General features: G+C 66.2%; 17 protein-coding genes and 1 pseudogene. 5 read left to right on the top strand and 13 right to left on the bottom strand.

All coding sequences use genetic code 11. The features are described 5' to 3' along the window. Positions 1–28: 28 nt before the first annotated feature. A complete protein-coding gene (locus ACWD1U_RS16140) occupies positions 29–457 on the bottom strand; it encodes a hypothetical protein (protein ID WP_451107937.1) in 429 nt (142 codons plus the stop codon). A gap of 65 nt (positions 458–522) precedes the next feature. On the opposite strand from ACWD1U_RS16140, the gene ACWD1U_RS16135 reads away from it, so the two are divergent. After that, positions 523–1236, top strand: a complete 714-nt coding sequence (locus tag ACWD1U_RS16135) for a hypothetical protein (protein ID WP_451107935.1) — start codon at positions 523–525, stop codon at positions 1234–1236. 69 nt (positions 1237–1305) lie between these two features. Here the strand turns inward: ACWD1U_RS16135 and ACWD1U_RS16130 are convergent, their stop codons facing one another. Continuing rightward, positions 1306–1458 carry a hypothetical protein gene (locus tag ACWD1U_RS16130; protein WP_451107933.1) on the bottom strand — a complete coding sequence of 51 codons (153 nt, stop codon included), beginning with the start codon at positions 1456–1458 and terminating at the stop codon, positions 1306–1308. Between the two features lie 69 nt (positions 1459–1527). Here ACWD1U_RS16130 and ACWD1U_RS16125 point away from each other — a divergent pair, with 69 nt between their 5' ends. After that, positions 1528–1899 (top strand): LppU/SCO3897 family protein, encoded by a 372-nt coding sequence (locus ACWD1U_RS16125; protein WP_451107931.1) that lies wholly within the window; start codon positions 1528–1530, stop codon positions 1897–1899. A 34-nt stretch (positions 1900–1933) separates the two neighbouring features. Here the strand turns inward: ACWD1U_RS16125 and ACWD1U_RS16120 are convergent, their stop codons facing one another. Beyond that, positions 1934–2152 carry a hypothetical protein gene (locus tag ACWD1U_RS16120; protein ID WP_451107929.1) on the bottom strand — a complete coding sequence of 73 codons (219 nt, stop codon included), beginning with the start codon at positions 2150–2152 and terminating at the stop codon, positions 1934–1936. Positions 2153–2854: 702 nt separating this feature from the next. Here ACWD1U_RS16120 and ACWD1U_RS16115 point away from each other — a divergent pair. Both ACWD1U_RS16115 and ACWD1U_RS16110 read left to right on the top strand, forming a co-directional pair. After that, a complete protein-coding gene (locus tag ACWD1U_RS16115) occupies positions 2855–3424 on the top strand; it encodes a WXG100-like domain-containing protein (RefSeq protein ID WP_451107928.1) in 570 nt (189 codons plus the stop codon). A gap of 521 nt (positions 3425–3945) precedes the next feature. Beyond that, positions 3946–4656: a hypothetical protein gene (locus ACWD1U_RS16110; RefSeq protein WP_451107926.1), complete on the top strand. Its 711-nt coding sequence runs from the start codon at positions 3946–3948 to the stop codon at positions 4654–4656. Between the two features lie 102 nt (positions 4657–4758). On the opposite strand, the gene ACWD1U_RS16105 is transcribed toward ACWD1U_RS16110, so the two are convergent. Then, on the bottom strand, positions 4759–4896 hold the full coding sequence (locus ACWD1U_RS16105; protein ID WP_451107925.1) for a hypothetical protein: 138 nt from the start codon (positions 4894–4896) through the stop codon (positions 4759–4761). Between the two features lie 362 nt (positions 4897–5258). Then, positions 5259–5540 (bottom strand): hypothetical protein, encoded by a 282-nt coding sequence (locus ACWD1U_RS16100; RefSeq protein ID WP_451107923.1) that lies wholly within the window; start codon positions 5538–5540, stop codon positions 5259–5261. 101 nt (positions 5541–5641) lie between these two features. Between ACWD1U_RS16100 and ACWD1U_RS16095 the strand changes: the two are divergent. Next, a pseudogene (locus ACWD1U_RS16095) lies at positions 5642–6561 on the top strand (IS5 family transposase). 80 nt (positions 6562–6641) lie between these two features. On the opposite strand, the gene ACWD1U_RS16090 reads toward ACWD1U_RS16095, so the two are convergent. The 8 genes from ACWD1U_RS16090 to mycP all read right to left on the bottom strand — a co-directional run bounded on the left by ACWD1U_RS16090 (position 6642) and on the right by mycP (position 13917). Continuing rightward, a complete protein-coding gene (locus ACWD1U_RS16090; RefSeq protein WP_451107922.1) occupies positions 6642–7493 on the bottom strand; it encodes a maleylpyruvate isomerase family mycothiol-dependent enzyme in 852 nt (283 codons plus the stop codon). 71 nt (positions 7494–7564) lie between these two features. Further along, positions 7565–8628, bottom strand: a protein-coding gene (locus ACWD1U_RS16085) for an IS630 family transposase (RefSeq protein ID WP_451107920.1) whose coding sequence is annotated in 2 segments (ribosomal slippage) — positions 7565–8179 and positions 8182–8628 — 1062 coding nt in all. Because the reading frame shifts where the segments join, the coding sequence is not laid out codon by codon here. A 155-nt stretch (positions 8629–8783) separates the two neighbouring features. Then, positions 8784–9413, bottom strand: coding sequence for a hypothetical protein (locus ACWD1U_RS16080; protein WP_451107918.1), 630 nt, complete (start codon positions 9411–9413; stop codon positions 8784–8786). A gap of 13 nt (positions 9414–9426) precedes the next feature. Beyond that, a complete protein-coding gene (locus tag ACWD1U_RS16075) occupies positions 9427–10128 on the bottom strand; it encodes a hypothetical protein (protein WP_451107916.1) in 702 nt (233 codons plus the stop codon). A 36-nt stretch (positions 10129–10164) separates the two neighbouring features. Then, positions 10165–11457 carry a putative T7SS-secreted protein gene (locus tag ACWD1U_RS16070; protein WP_451107914.1) on the bottom strand — a complete coding sequence of 431 codons (1293 nt, stop codon included), beginning with the start codon at positions 11455–11457 and terminating at the stop codon, positions 10165–10167. After that, on the bottom strand, positions 11457–11783 hold the full coding sequence (locus ACWD1U_RS16065; RefSeq protein WP_451107913.1) for a hypothetical protein: 327 nt from the start codon (positions 11781–11783) through the stop codon (positions 11457–11459). The genes ACWD1U_RS16070 and ACWD1U_RS16065 overlap by 1 nt, the downstream gene beginning before the upstream one ends. A 411-nt stretch (positions 11784–12194) precedes the next feature. Beyond that, positions 12195–12515, bottom strand: coding sequence for a hypothetical protein (locus ACWD1U_RS16060; protein WP_451107911.1), 321 nt, complete (start codon positions 12513–12515; stop codon positions 12195–12197). 40 nt (positions 12516–12555) lie between these two features. Next, entirely contained in the window at positions 12556–13917 is a 1362-nt protein-coding gene (mycP, locus tag ACWD1U_RS16055; protein ID WP_451107910.1) for a type VII secretion-associated serine protease mycosin, read from the bottom strand. Positions 13918–14000 lie beyond the last annotated feature (83 nt).

Raw genomic sequence — 14000 nt, 5'->3', positions numbered from 1 at the left:
CGTCGAGCGCGTGATCGGTTGTCCGTCATCAGTACAGCGAGAATCCGCCGCTGTGGCGCCCCTGGTCCTTTTTCCCGGACTGCGAGGACTCGTCCTTGGAGCTGCTGGGCCCGGACTGCCCGGAGGAGGCGTCTCCGCTCGCCGGTGCCTCTCCGTGCCTGATCTGGTCGCGCTCCTCCTCCGACAGCGACTCCCACTCGCCGCGCAGGGACGCCAGGCCTCCGCCCAGGGCACGGGCGACCGCGGGGTCGTCCAGGGCGTCGCGGAGGGGGAGGCGGCCGGAGAGCATCCTCTTGGCCGCCTCCTGAAGGTCCTTGCTGACACCCTCGGTCTCGGACAGCTTGCGCAGGGCGGAGTTCAGAGAACGTATCTGCTCCGGTTCCAGTGCCTCGTCCAGTACGCCGCGCTCCGGCGAAGCGCCGTGCGGGTTCGGTGAGTTCCCCGGTCGCCTGGTCATGTCGCCTCTCCTCGCTGCTCCTTGTCCTTCCGGACCCGCAGTATCCCCCGTCGCTTACAAATGCCATGCTGGCCCCCGCCCGGACAGGCACCACCGAGAAGGACCCGCAGCAGAAGGACGGCATCGTCGTGGCTCAGGCGCAAGGCACGGGAAGCGGATTCGACCGTTTCCTCGCAGGTCTCGTCGGCAGTGCCTTCGGCCGCCTCGGGCGCGCGGGCGGCCTGGTCTTCCTGCTCGGGGGCCTCGTGCTGAGCGGCTGGGGTGCGTACGAGGGGGCGTACGCGGCGGGGTGGGCGGGCACGCACGGCACACTGACCGTGAAGCGGTGCGAGGTGAACTACCCGAACAACGCCTCGCGCAGCAGCCGTAAGAACCGTCGCCCCGTGCGTTGCGAGGGCACCTTCGTCTCCGAGGACGGCCGGCGCACGGACGCGGGCGCCGCGGTGCGGGTCCGGCGATGGTACGCGTCGGGCACGGAGTTGGCGGTGCAGCAGACGTCGCCGCCGACGGGGAACGGTGCGGCGGAGGGCGACTACCTCCAGGCCGGCACGGGCCGGGCCTGGCGCTGGTTCGCCGCCTTCTTCGGGGGGTGGGTTCTCACGGGCCTCGGTGTGTTCTGCCTCGCCACCGGGTTCGCTCCGTTCGGCAGGAGCCGTATCTCGTTCGACGGAGCGTGGGAGGCGGCGGGGCGAGGAGCGACGCGAGCTGTCGTGATCGGGATGATCGGGGTGGGGCTCGTCGGTGCCGGGGTGTCGTTCCTGGTGAGCTACTTCGTGTGACCCGTTGATCACCCGGTGGGTGTCGGAAGGTAGCCTGCGTCGGTCAACTCTGTGTCGGACTCGGTTCGTTCACTCAACCACGGGGTCTCCCAGGGCATGTCGACGCCTCCACCGCAGCACCAGAACCAATCGCCGTACGGGCAGCCACAGCACCCGTACGGACATCCACAGCAGCAGCCGCAGGGGCCGTACGGGTATCCGCAGCAGCCACAGGCTCCTCACGCTCCTTACGGACACCCGCAGCAGCCGCGTGGACCGCAGCGGCCGCAGTCGGGCGGGGCGTTGCGAACCGTGAAGTCCGCCGTAGTCGTCCCGGCGGTGTTCGGTGCCGTGGGCTACTGGGTGTGGGACCACGACACCAGCCCCATTGGGGGCAAGGCGAAGGCTGAGGCTTCGGCGTCCGCTGCGGCCGAGGAGGACAAGAAGCACGAACCGGAGATCGGCGACTGCGTCAAGGTCGCGGACCCCGACGGCGAGCCGGTGCCGACGGTCGTCGCCTGTGACTCCGCCGAGGCCGAGTACAAGCTGGCCGAGTGGATTCCCGGCAAGTACCGGGAATGCGGGTCGGAGTGCGACTACGGCATCCGGTACCGCAACAGCAGGCCACCGGTCCCGCCACACGTACTGCTTCACCAAGGTCTGACCCTGCCTTCGGCACGCTGACCGAGAACCCTTCGGCACACTCTGCGAGAGCCGGTCACGGCAGCGCGTCCGCCAGTGACGCACCCGCCGCCGCGAAGATGATCGCCATCATGGCCCAGCGGGTGCGCGTGCGGCGGGCCAACTCCACGCTCGTACCGGCGAGGACCAGAGCCAGGCCGTACATCACGGTCCCCACGCCCGCCTGTGTACCGCTGCCGAGACGCCCCACGAGCGCGACGAGGCAGACCAGCGCCACCAGCCCGCCCGCGGCCATGAGGCCACCGCGGGCGCTCCGCGCCTGCTGCGACCGCTGTCTCGCGAACCCAGGGTCCGATTGCCCTCGGAAACTCGTCCTGAGTTCGTCCACACCGGGCCCGGCCGGGTCGCCCTCGCCGCCTCGCACCTGCATCTGTACCTGTACCTGTTCCCCGCCGTGCGTCGTCATGACGAGGCAGCGTAGGTCAATTCGGTAGGCTCACGCACCATGTCGGCTTCGCACACGCCCTCCCCCGCGCCGGACGCCACGGTCATACGGACCGGCCGCCGCGGTGCCATGGTCGGGCTCCCCTGCTCCGTCGCCCTCATCGCGATGGGCGCCGTCGGTGTCATCGGTGCCGTCCGACGAGGAGCCGCTGCATCCCGACCTGCCCCGCCTGCGCTACCGCGTCCCCTTCCCCTCCGGTTGCCGGGAGCAGGTGGTCACGGCGGTCCGGCAGTACGTCCCGCACATCTGGCTCGGCGAGTCCGAGCGCGCGGAGGGGCACATCGGGCGACCTGACGTGAAGGGACACAAGGAGCGGACTCGGGGCCGTGAAGCGGTCTCGTACCCCCGTCACTTAGGACAACGGTGGTGGCCTGCAGCGGATTTGTGACAACCGCCCTTGAAGTTGCCTCCTGGTGGATCCGTAAACTTTGCGGACGGCTGTACTCCTTTGTGATTGCCCTTGAAGGGTGGGGGGGTGTACGGCCGCTATGGGTGACGGGCGCGCTTTCTGCTGTGGCGGCGATGATGTTGCCGGACGAGCTCGAGTGGGTTCTCCAGATGCTGGGCTACAAGTGGCCGACGTCGAACGAGGACAAGCTCAGAGACTGCGCCGTCATGTGGCGGCAGTTCGGCGAGCAGGCCACCGAGCTCCACACCAAGGCCAACGACAGCGCCCGCACGGTGACGGCTCACAATGCCGGCGAGTCGATCGACAAGTTCACCAAGACGTGCGAGAAGTTCGACGGCGGAGGCGGCCAGGACGGTTACCTCCGCAGCGCGTGTCAGCCTCCGTCGTCAAGCTGCTGCCGGCGCTGGCTTCCTGTGGAACCAGGACCCCGGCAACGCCGTGCCCGCCTTCGACCGGGCCCTGCTGGAGCCGATGCTGCTCAGCAGCAAGGATCAGTCGGCCAACCACTTGTCGGCGAACGGCGGTTCGGCGGTCATCACGCGCATGGTCGGCCGCCTCAGTCCGAGCGACGCGGCACCGCCGCCGGCCGGGTACGAGGGCTGCAGAGACTCACCTCGCTCTCGGCCCGCGACACCGTGACGATCTACCACTAACCTCCTGTACTTGACGCGGGGCCCGTGCGCGACTTCGTGATGGGCACCCTGCGCCAATCCGCCCAAGTCCGCCTCGGACGGTTCGACCAGTACTTCGGCATCGCGAGGGCTTTCGACGAGCCGTGGGCGGTGAAGCAGGGCTGGGCGGGGGCGTCGTACCCGGAGGGTTCGTGCACCTCGGACGGCGTGCCGAGGGTGTCGCGTACGACGACGGGCCTTGCCGCGACCGCCGCCGCCACCACGAGCGTGGACCTGTCTGCGGCCTACGCTGCACAGCACCGGGACGGTCGGCTCCAGGGACCGGTCCCTCGCGGCCGTCTTCACGCTGCACCCGGTGGAATGATCGCGCCATGTGACGTGCCGTGATGCGAGGGCATGGGATACCGCGCCCGGCCGCCGCCGCGGGGTCGAGGGCGCTGCGAAGGTTCACACCGCCCGCTCCGCCCGCTCCGCCCCCGACGGCCCTACCCCGGTCTCACTGATAACTTGCTGTTCTTACCTGTTCACTCCGTGGGGATCCGATGAGCCAGCCGCCGTTCCAGCCGCCCCCGCCGCCGCAGCAGCCCCCGCAGGACCCCAACAACCCCTACATGCAGCCGGCCCCGCCGCAGCAGGCACCGAGCTTCGGCCCGGCGCCGGTCCCCGGGCAGCCTCCGACGCATCCCGGACTGCCCCCCTTCCAGGGGCAACCCGTGCAGCCGGGCCAACCGATGTACCAGATACAGCCGGCCCCGCCCTTCCAGGCGCCCTACGGTCAGCGGCCGAACGTGAGCGGACACCCGGTGGGCGCAGTGTTCCTGGGGTTCTGTGCGTCGGTCGTCGTCTCGCTGCTCTACAGCGGCCTCATCCTGGCCACGTACAAGGACCTGACGGTCACCCGGGCCAACACCATGTACCTGGTCCACGCGCTGGTGAACGGGGCGCTCGTCGGCTGCCTGGTCGGTCTGGTGGGTCATCGCAGCACCGGCGCCCACGTCAGCGGTGCCGTGATCGCCGCGGCCGGGGCCTTCTTCGGCTTCACCAACGCCCTGCCGCTGATCATCGCGGAGAGCCAAGCGCCCGCGGCCATCGGCAACATGATGGAAGTGGACCCCTTCCTCCCGGCCAAGGCATGGTGGAACAACGAGACGGAAGGCGGAGTCGACTGGTTCTCCCCGCTCGGCCTGCTGCTCGCCGCGGCCGCCGCCTGGGGCCTCGCGTACCTCGTCGGCAGCAGGCGCCGCCAGGCGTGACACCTCAGTGAGGCCGACCCGGGCCACCCCTCGATGCCCGGTCGGCCTGGCGCCGGTCGGCCCGGTGCCCGGTCGCCCCGGACTGCAGGCGCGCCCTTCGCGCTACGCGCCCTCCAGCGACGCCAGCACGAACGTCAACGGCAACGTGGCGAGAGCGAGGGCGAGCCCGGACGCGGCCATCCCCGCGCGGATCTCGCTCTTGCCCCCGACCCCCAGATACGTGGCGATCAGCGGCAGCACCCAGCACGCAGCACGTAATAAGCCCCACCTGTTGAACTCTGACAGGCGGACCATTTGCCGTCATGATCATTTAGCGGGGAGCGATCGGACGAGACCTGGTTTCCGCTGGAGTCGGCCTGGATCGAGGCGAACACTGTGAAGTGCATATGGTGCAGTACTTCACCCACACGTTCCCTCAGCCGTCAGTTCGCGGTTTGTCATCTCCCGCATGCGACCCCTTGAAGTCGCCCGGACCGTCGCCGACGGCACCGCACCAGCACCAGCACCAGCACCGGCACCGGCACCGGACACAACGAATTCGCCCGGAACCGATCGAACCGGTTCCGGGCTAATTCACTGACGGCCGGCTCGCGCCTGGCCACTCATCTCAGCGGCGGTACCGGATCGAGGTGGCTCAGCCGGAGCGGGAACGCTTCCGAGATCCGGCTCCAGCCCTGGCCCCCGAAGTGGACCGAGCACCACGAACCGTCGATGAAGCCGATCTCATGGTCGCCGCCCGCCACGTCGCTACGGTCCCGGATCCAGGTCACGTTGCGAAGGTCCGTGGCCCACCCCACCTCGGCCGACCCGGGCGTACCGGTGAAGGACCGCGCACGGGACACGTACGCGATCTGGATACGGCGGTCGGTGATCTGCAACATCACGGCCGTGCTGTTCTTGGTCCGGGGCAGTACGGCGCGGGCTAGGGACTGTCTTCAGTTGCGATCAAGCTCGGGGTGGGGTGCCGGTCCGATAGGACTGTGGTGTGACGCGTGCGCTTAACGACAGTGAGTGGGAGTTCATCGGGCCGTTCCTGCCCGTCGGCAGATTCGGCCCGTACCCCGAACGGCTGCGTGAGCAGTTCGAGGGGGTGATCTGGCGGTTCCGCACCGGCAGCCAGTGGCGTGAGATGCCTGAGCGGTTCGGCGCCTGGCAGACGGTCTACAACCGCTTCATGCGGTGGCGGGACGCCGGGCTCTTCCAGGCCCTGCTGGAAGAGGAGATCGCCGAAGCCGCTCGCAGGGACGAGATCGAAATGTCCCTGGTCAGCGTGGACTCCACCACCACGCGGGCTCATCACGACGCGGTCGGCATGCGGGTCAGCGAGGAGACCCTGGCCGCACTCGAGGAGGCGGCCTCGCAAAAGGGGGAGCGTCCGAGGAACAAGGCGGACAGGACGGCGAAAGCGACCCGGCCCGCTTCGAACGCCGACGTATCCGCCGCCGACGGCGAGCCCGACTGAAGGCCGCCCTGCTCGGGCGGTCCCGCGGCGGGCTGACCAGCAAGATCCACCTGGCCGCCGACCGGCGCTGCCGGCCGATGGCGCTTCTCCTGACCGCCGGGCAAGCTGCCGACAGCCCCCAGTTCATTCCGGTCCTGGGCAAGGTGCGGGTCCGCCTGCCCGTGGGTCGTCCCCGCACGCGGCCTGCCGCCGTCGCCGGCGATAAGGCCTACTCCTCCCGCGCCAACCGCGCCCACCTGCGTAAACGCCGCATCAAGGCAGTCATCCCGGAGAAACAGGACCAGGCCGCCAACCGCCGAAGGAAAGGCAGCCAGGGCGGCAGGCCGGTCACCCACGACACCGACCTCTACCGCGACCGCAACACCGTCGAACGGGCCATCAACCGGATGAAGGACTGGCGCGGCATCGCCACCCGCTACGACAAAACACCCGAGAGCTACTGAACTTGAATGCGTGATGTCGGTCTGCCATCTGTGAGAGCTGCCGTCACACCAGGGCGATGGACCTCAACGCGCAGCGTCCATCAGTAGACGATGGACACGATCTGGCAGGCGGCTTCGGCAATCTGGCGGTCTCCGCTGATGCGGGCCCGGGCGAGGGCAGTGCTGGGATCGATGCTGCGGGTGCAGAGTCGCCATGCGGTCTCTGGGTCCAGCCGTACTGATGCGGTCGGCCGGCCGCTGGGTGCTTCGGCCAGTGACCAGCGGTCCGCGGCGGCGGTCACGGTCCAGGTACCGATGGCTGGCTCATCGATGACCACCTGGAGTTGTGTCCCGGCGGGTGCGGGCGTGTCACGCAGCGTGTGGGGCAATGCCCTCATGAATGTGTCCAGGACCGTGGACAGAGCGTTGGGCTCCGGGTCGGTGTCCTGGCCGGTGGCGTGGCGGATCTGCTGGCGGTGGGTCCAGTACTCGGTGAACTCCCGAGCGACGTCCAGCCACTTGGGCGCCGGGTCGGCCCCTGCCCAGGACACTCCCAGGCCCGTTGCATGGAGGTCGGTGCCCTTAAATTGACGGGTGACCTGGGCCCCGGCCAGTTCCAGGGCCTCGATGAGCTCGGTGGGGCTGTGATCGGCGTGGAGGTCGATCCATTCCTGGTTGACTCGGTGGATGAACGCTTCCAGCGCTTCTCCGGCCGCCCTGGCGCGCTGGTGGCTCTCCGCGCTCCAGCCGAGACGGCCGTGGTAGTCGCCGAGGATGTGGGCGGCAAGATCCTGCACGGTCCAGCCCGGGACCGCAGCCCTGCTCCACTCATTGCGCCGCAGACCGCGTAGCACGTCGAGGAGCGACGCCAGCTCTGGCCCGAACAGCGGGCGAGCGTCAATCGGCTTGCCCAGCCAAGAGGGGTCGGATACGCCGTTGGGCCGGAGACTCATGGCCAAAGCCTGTCAGCCGGGAGGCGGAGTCTGCCATCGAATACCCTCTCACTGCACGCGGGGCATGTCGGTCAGCCGCCCATCATCAGGCCAGTGCCGGCCAGACAGCCGTCGACCAGGTCGGGCCGGTACTGGATCTGCTTGAGTCTGCGCTTCACAGCCCGGGTGATCTGTGCGAGGTCGGCTGCGGCGAGGTTGCCGAGGTCGCGTTTGACCAGCGACCAAATGCCCTCCTGCGGGTTCAGGTCGGGTGCGTAGGCGGGCAACTGGAAGACGGTGAGCCAGGTGGCGTTAGCAGCGATGAATTCCCGCATCCCGGCAGTGAGATGGAGACGCACGTTGTCCCAGACGAGCACGATGGGCCCGCCGAGCTGGATACGGGCCCGCACGACCAGGTCGCGCAGGTCCCGCCAGCCGAAGCCCTTCGGCTGCCCCACGCGGCCCCGGTACTCGCGTACCGCGTAGAACATCCGCGAGCGCCGGCCCGGCTGGTAGCAGACCATCCCTGCCATCGACACCCGGCCCGATCCCCTTCCGCGTACCCGCACCACGGGCGTGCAGCCCCGGCGACCCCAGCTCCTGGAGCGCGGCGGCGTCAGCGACTGCCCGGCCTCGTCCTGGAAGACGATCCAGGCACCGAGCGCCGCCGCGGTGCTTTTACCCGCGGCCAGACGTCCTTCTTCCACAACTCGACCGCCGTGTCATCGCGTTCAATGGCCCGGCGGGCGGGCTGCTGCCACGACCAGCCGTGCCGCCTCAGCAGCCGCCACGTGCCTTGGAGCGTGTACGAGACGTGGAACATGCGACCGATCAGCGACTTCACCCGGGCCAGTGTCCACCGCTGATCCGCCCAGCCATGTGCCAACGGCCCACGCTCCAACTCGCTCTCAAGCCTCGCCACTTGAGCATCGCTGAGCTGAGGTCGTCCGGGTGATCCCTTGGAGGCGACACCGGCCGCGCCGCATTCGCGCCAGGACCGGCGCCACCGCTCCACGGACCGCTCGCTCACCCGCAGTACGGCGGCGACCTTCTGGTTCTTCTCCCCGCGCTCGAAGCGGTCCACGGCCTGCAGCCGGACCCGCTCCCGCGCTGCCCTCCCGGCGTCGGTCAGCCCGCCGCCCTGCGCATATCTCACAAGCCCACAGCTACCTGACCACCGCAGAGGCGTCAGGAGAACGCCCCGACATCACCCGATCAAGTTCAGTACCTCGCCGGACTCCATCTCCGAGCAGCGACGATCTGGATCAGCGGCCTCTTACGAAGCCCATTGATCACAACTGAAGACAGACCCTAGTACGCGTAGGTCATGTTCGGTTCCTTCTCCACCAGCTTGGTGAGCCCGGCCTGCTGCGCCCGCTCGATGCGCGAGGTGTCGGCCTTCTCACGCTCGTCGGCGAACTTTTGCCAGTCCGATGGCTGCATGAACAGCATGTCGCCGGTACCAGGGACGATCAAGACTCCCCCAAACGGAAGATCACCGGCGACCCAAGCACCGCCGTCTTCGGCACCCTTGGGCCAACGACGAACTGTTGACGCGTTGATCGCCCGCATCAGCGGTGCGCCGTGCTGACCACGAGTGGAGACCTTGACAGTGAACACAGTGCCGAGCAGCCGCCAGTGCTCGCTCTTCTTGTCCACCCGCGTGCGGTATTCAAGGGGGTAGGTGCGCAGCACTCTCTCGCACGCGGCGAGGCGTCGCCCGTGCCTAGTCCGCAGGAGCAGAAATAGCAGGACGAAAAGCCCGGCAGCGACAGGGAGCACCATAAAGAAGGAGTCCGGAACTCCCGCTGCATGCAGTACGAACGACGATGCGATCATGGTCAAGCTGAGAGCGATACGTCCTGTGACGTGCCTCGCCCATGCGCGCCTGTTGTGCTTCAGTATCTGCTCGACATCGGGTTCCTCCATGGGGCCCGTCATCAGTTCTCCTTCCTCACCCGAAGTCGCTGCGCACCATGGCATCCACGGTGCCCGGCTCGGGTTCCACGCTGCCCCCCGCTGCGGGCAGCGAAGGATCGGTGAATGTCACCGTGTGCGCGACGCCGAGCAGGATGTTCCTGTAGTTGTCGGCGAGCTCTACGGATGATGTCACCAGCTGGAGCATGATGATATCGGGGGTGCCGGTTCCGGTTAGTGCGACCGTCCCCTGCCAGACCTGCCTTCGCGGAGGAGTATCACTTCCCTCAGGCGGCAGGCCCGGTGCGATGGTGACAAGCTTTTTCTCTGCCAGGAAGCCCGTACCGCACGGCAACTCCAGGGGGCGCATACCTTCGTCGCGGTTATCGGCAGCGGTACCTGCAAGGCTGGCAATCACCAGCTTGGCGTTGACTCCGGACACCGGGACCGTCGAGACGGTGAGCACGGAGAACGCGAGCCCACCGCCGTCGTCCGGATGCGTCCCGATCAAGCAAGCTTGAACTCGATTCGCATTCAGCGAAGTAACGACGCCAGCGTAAAACCGCAGGACTTCTTCCGCACGGTCACGCATCTCGTTCGGCAGGTTCAGCACCTGCCGGACCAGCGCTTCGGTCTGCTCCACCGGGGGGTTAAGATCCAACTGCAGGTAGCCGTGCGGTATCGCGTACCAGAAGCCTGGCTCCGGCTCGCTCGCTGACTCTGTCGTGAGCTCAGTCACTGGCGATCTGCCTTTCGAGGTCTGTGGCGGTGCGCGTCATACGAGTTTCAGCATTCCGGCAAGGCCGTAGAGGCCGGCGCCAGCCTTGGTGACCTCTGCTGCATTGTGGGCGCTACCTTCCTCAGGCAGCACTCCCTCGTCTTCGAGTGAGGACACGGAATTTGCCACGACATTGAGGCCGTTGGCACTAATATTAGCCATCAATTTGGCAGAGCCGGTGGCGCTGCCGGAGGCCGCTGCCCAGGCGTCGTCCACATCACCTTTGGTGGAAGTTTTGAAGACATGACCGAACTCTCGGGCGAACTCGGTCACTTTTTCGGTATTCTTCACTGCGACGCCCATGCTATCGGCCATCCGTAGGCCGTCGGCAATTTCCCGTCCTGCCGTGCCGAGCGCTGTTCCGCCGGGAATCATGCCGAGCGCGTCAGAACCGAAGGAGGCGTAAGCTTCGAAAGTGTCCATGTTCCACCCAAACTTGCCTCCCCAAGGCAGAAACGCGTCCCTGAATTCAGGGTCGGCGAAGTTCTTGGTCATGGAAGCCGCACTTGCCACCAAGGCTACGCCCGCGAACAGCGGCGCAAGCGGCGTGGGGAAGAGCGCAAGCAGACCAGCAATGGCACCAATGGTCCCCGCATGTTTCCACAGAAACTCACCAGTTGCCTTGATTCCGTCCCAGATGGCATCGACGGCCTTACTCAGCCAGCCAGGTTCCTTCGGTGCCAGCTTGTCCGTAGCGTCGTCGAGAGACTTGGCGACCGTCTCCGCGTTGTCCGCGTGGGTGGTCTCCAACTCCCGAGCTTTCGCCATAACGTTTTCGTACTCGCCATTGGCTTTATTCAGCGCGAGGGTCGCTTCGTTGAGGCTGCGCTCGGCCGCCCGCAGTCGCTCAGTTGCCGCATCGGCCTCTTGCTGCGTGGGAAACTGCTGGCCGGCGAGCCTCAAGTCCGGGTGCTTCTCGGCCTGGGCGCGACGGTCCTTGGCTGACGCGATCGCGGACTTCTTCTCGGCAGCGGCATCGTCGTACTTCCTCGCCAAGTCCCGGTTGGACGTCAGGCAGCCGTCCCAGGTGTCCAGTTGCGCCGCCGCCTTTTCCAAGGAACGGGCAGCGTTCTTGATGTAGGTCGGCAGCTCACCGTCGATGGCTTCTCGGAACGCCTTCGCCGCGTCGCCCTCCCAGTAGCTGCTCTCACCGATCAGCTTCTCGAGCTGTGTGTGACAGCTGCGGAGCGCGGTGGCAGCCGAAATCACCTTCTGTTTCAACGTGTTGACTTCACCGGGTATGCCGGGTACGGGGTTCCAGCCAAGATTGGGGTAGGGGTTCGCTGCCATTACTTCGAGCCCCCTCCACCTGAGGTGGCCTGATCCGCCATGTCCTTGAAGGCCTTCTCCAAGGCTTCCTCGATCTCTTCGTAGCCCTTCTTGTTGGACTTCACGCCCTCGCTGACAGCCTCGACCATCCTCTGAGTTTGTTCTGATCCGTACTTCCAGCGCTCCTGAAAGCCGTCGCATGCCTCGTCGAGACGCTTGGTCCCGATCTGGTCGGCACGGACGTGAGCCAGAGCGGCCCGCGCCTCATTCAGATCCCTGACGCATCCCTCAAGGGTCTTGAGGAATTGCCCCAGCTGATCTACATCCGTCTTGAAGTGCTCCCCCATGAAGAAGTGGTCTCCTTGAATATCGAACGAGGACAAGGGTGAGTTCGCGAAAGTTAGCGACATATCACACGAACTCACTGCTCAGATTGATGCGAGAGGCAGTTGCCGGGGCACGTTCGGAGCTTAGTCGCCCCACCCCGAACCAAGCGGACACCTACCGGCCCTGGTGCGGCGGTTGCTGAATGTACGGATTCGCAAGGTATCCCTGGTTGGGAGCTGCCGTGGGGTACGGCTGCTGAGCGGTCGGATACATCGCTGGATGAGGCGGGGAGCCCGTTTGCGGCGGACAAGTAGGACTGACAGGGCCGCGTTTTCCGGAGTTGCGGCGGCTACGCAGCACAACGAAGACGACGACGGTGCCAATTACGGCTCCGAGACCCATAATGCCAACCACAAGGACAACGACGCCCATTAACAGGATCCCTTCTCATTCTTAGCTTCTAGCCACTGCAGAATCTCGGCTACGACGAGACAGAGCAGCAAGGTCGCGGCATGAATCCCTGCCCACCACCCTTTCAGACCGCGAATGCCATCGCGGTGCCCACGCGCCATGACCAAGAGACCCACATGCCTGCCGATCAGATTGAGCAGCGCCAGCCACAAAATCGTGCGGAGGTGATCGACATAACAAAGAGCAGCCAGGGGGGGTGAGGGTTGCAAGCCCAGCGAGATGGTGGTGAAGTGGCTCGCTGTACGCGCCGTCATCTCATCGGCAGCGGATTGGGAATCCATGCCCGGTAGTTCCGAGTTCACAGGCTCTCCGAGGGGACCCCTACTGCCCTTGGTGCGGGGGCTGCTGGGCGTAGGGATTGGGGTGCTGCGGAGCCTGTCCGGGAGGCTCGGGGTAGGTGTGGGCTGTATTGGGGTACGGCTGGTAGCCCGCCGAGGGCTGGGGCGGGTAGCCCGTGCCGTGAGGATGGGTTCCGCCGCCGGAGCCGGGGCCGCGGCCGTTGCCTCCGTTGCGGCGGCTTCGGATTACCGCGAAGATGATGCCGCCCATCACTACTACCGCTGCGATGCCGCCGATGATGAGAGGGATGGGCAGGCGGCTTGAAGAGTCCTGCTCCTTGGCCTGAGTTGAGCCGTCTTCGTTGCCTTCGGTGGCGCTGCCGGTCTTTGACTCTGTGCTGGACGGGAGTTGCCCCAAGGGGCCTTCCTTGGGGCCCTTGGGGATGTCCATCGTGAGCGCCTTGTTGGGGCGGAGGATGCCGTAGCCGTATTCGTCATCAGGAGCCTTCAATCCCTTGTGGTGAAGGAATGAAGCTGACTTGATGAGGCGGTTGATTACCTGGCCTGCGGTAAGGTCAGGGTACTTGGCCCGGACAAGCGCTGCCGTAGCGGAAACATAAGCCGTGGCGTCCGAAGTTCCGGTGCTCAAGCTATATCCGTCGGATCGATTGTTGTTTGCAGTGACGATCTCAACGCCTGGAGCAACGAGGGTCAGCCCCTCTCCAGTGTTAGATTTCTCCCAGAGGTTCCCTTCATCATCTACGGCGCCGACAGAGACCACACCCGGCAGGGCTGCTGGCTCATCAACGGTGAGCCCTCCATCGTTACCCGCAGCCGCAACAACTACGACGTCGTGTGCTTGGGCATACGCGATTGCCTCGCGGCCACTAGGGAAAGTCCTACTGCCTCCTCCTCCGCTGAGAGAAAGATTGATGACCTTCGCGCCGTGGTCCACGGCATATCGCACAGCCTCGGCCCAAGTGTCGTCCTCGAAATCATCATTCTTGTTCTGAAGAACGCGCAGCGGAAGGATTTTTGCTTTTGGCGCGAGCCCCACCATGCCCGCATCGTTTCCCGCGCCATGGCCATGGCCAGCAATCAAGCTCGCCATGCCGGTGCCATGCCCGGCCACATCCTCCTGAGCATTTCCCCCTCCGGTAAAGTCTTTCCCTTGGAGGATTTGACCAGTCAGATCAGGGTGGCTGCCATCGACACCTGAATCGACGACGGCAACAGTGACTCCCTCACCCTGAGTCAACGCCCAAGTTGCGTCCATCTTGTAGGCATCCAGGACCCACTGCTGGTCCCGAACGTAATCGGCCGAGGCAGTCGGTGCTGAAGTGAGGAGCAAGGCTCCTGTCAACGCCACAACACCCGTCGTGGACCAGACTCGCTTGGCACCCATGTTCCTTGCTCCTCACTCAACAACGGCTGGTACCGCCAGCCTTCATACGGGCGAGCCGCACGCTCTCCGTGCGGCTCGCTTCA

The organism is Streptomyces sp. NPDC002788 (genome assembly GCF_053592115.1).
Note: the sequence above shows the minus strand (reverse complement) of the source record. Positions and strands in the feature narration are given on the sequence as shown.

What these genes read in the sequence shown, in the direction of transcription:
- ACWD1U_RS16070 (WP_451107914.1), bottom strand. Translation starts at nt 11,457, where the DNA reads ATGGCAGCGAACCCCTACCCCAATCTTGGCTGGAACCCCGTACCCGGC.
- mycP (WP_451107910.1), bottom strand. Translation starts at nt 13,917, where the DNA reads ATGGGTGCCAAGCGAGTCTGGTCCACGACGGGTGTTGTGGCGTTGACA.
- ACWD1U_RS16135 (WP_451107935.1), top strand. Translation starts at nt 523, where the DNA reads ATGCTGGCCCCCGCCCGGACAGGCACCACCGAGAAGGACCCGCAGCAG.
- ACWD1U_RS16140 (WP_451107937.1), bottom strand. Translation starts at nt 457, where the DNA reads ATGACCAGGCGACCGGGGAACTCACCGAACCCGCACGGCGCTTCGCCG.
- ACWD1U_RS16090 (WP_451107922.1), bottom strand. Translation starts at nt 7,493, where the DNA reads ATGAGTCTCCGGCCCAACGGCGTATCCGACCCCTCTTGGCTGGGCAAG.
- ACWD1U_RS16110 (WP_451107926.1), top strand. Translation starts at nt 3,946, where the DNA reads ATGAGCCAGCCGCCGTTCCAGCCGCCCCCGCCGCCGCAGCAGCCCCCG.
- ACWD1U_RS16060 (WP_451107911.1), bottom strand. Translation starts at nt 12,515, where the DNA reads ATGGATTCCCAATCCGCTGCCGATGAGATGACGGCGCGTACAGCGAGC.
- ACWD1U_RS16120 (WP_451107929.1), bottom strand. Translation starts at nt 2,152, where the DNA reads ATGGCCGCGGGCGGGCTGGTGGCGCTGGTCTGCCTCGTCGCGCTCGTG.
- ACWD1U_RS16065 (WP_451107913.1), bottom strand. Translation starts at nt 11,783, where the DNA reads ATGGGGGAGCACTTCAAGACGGATGTAGATCAGCTGGGGCAATTCCTC.
- ACWD1U_RS16080 (WP_451107918.1), bottom strand. Translation starts at nt 9,413, where the DNA reads ATGACGGGCCCCATGGAGGAACCCGATGTCGAGCAGATACTGAAGCAC.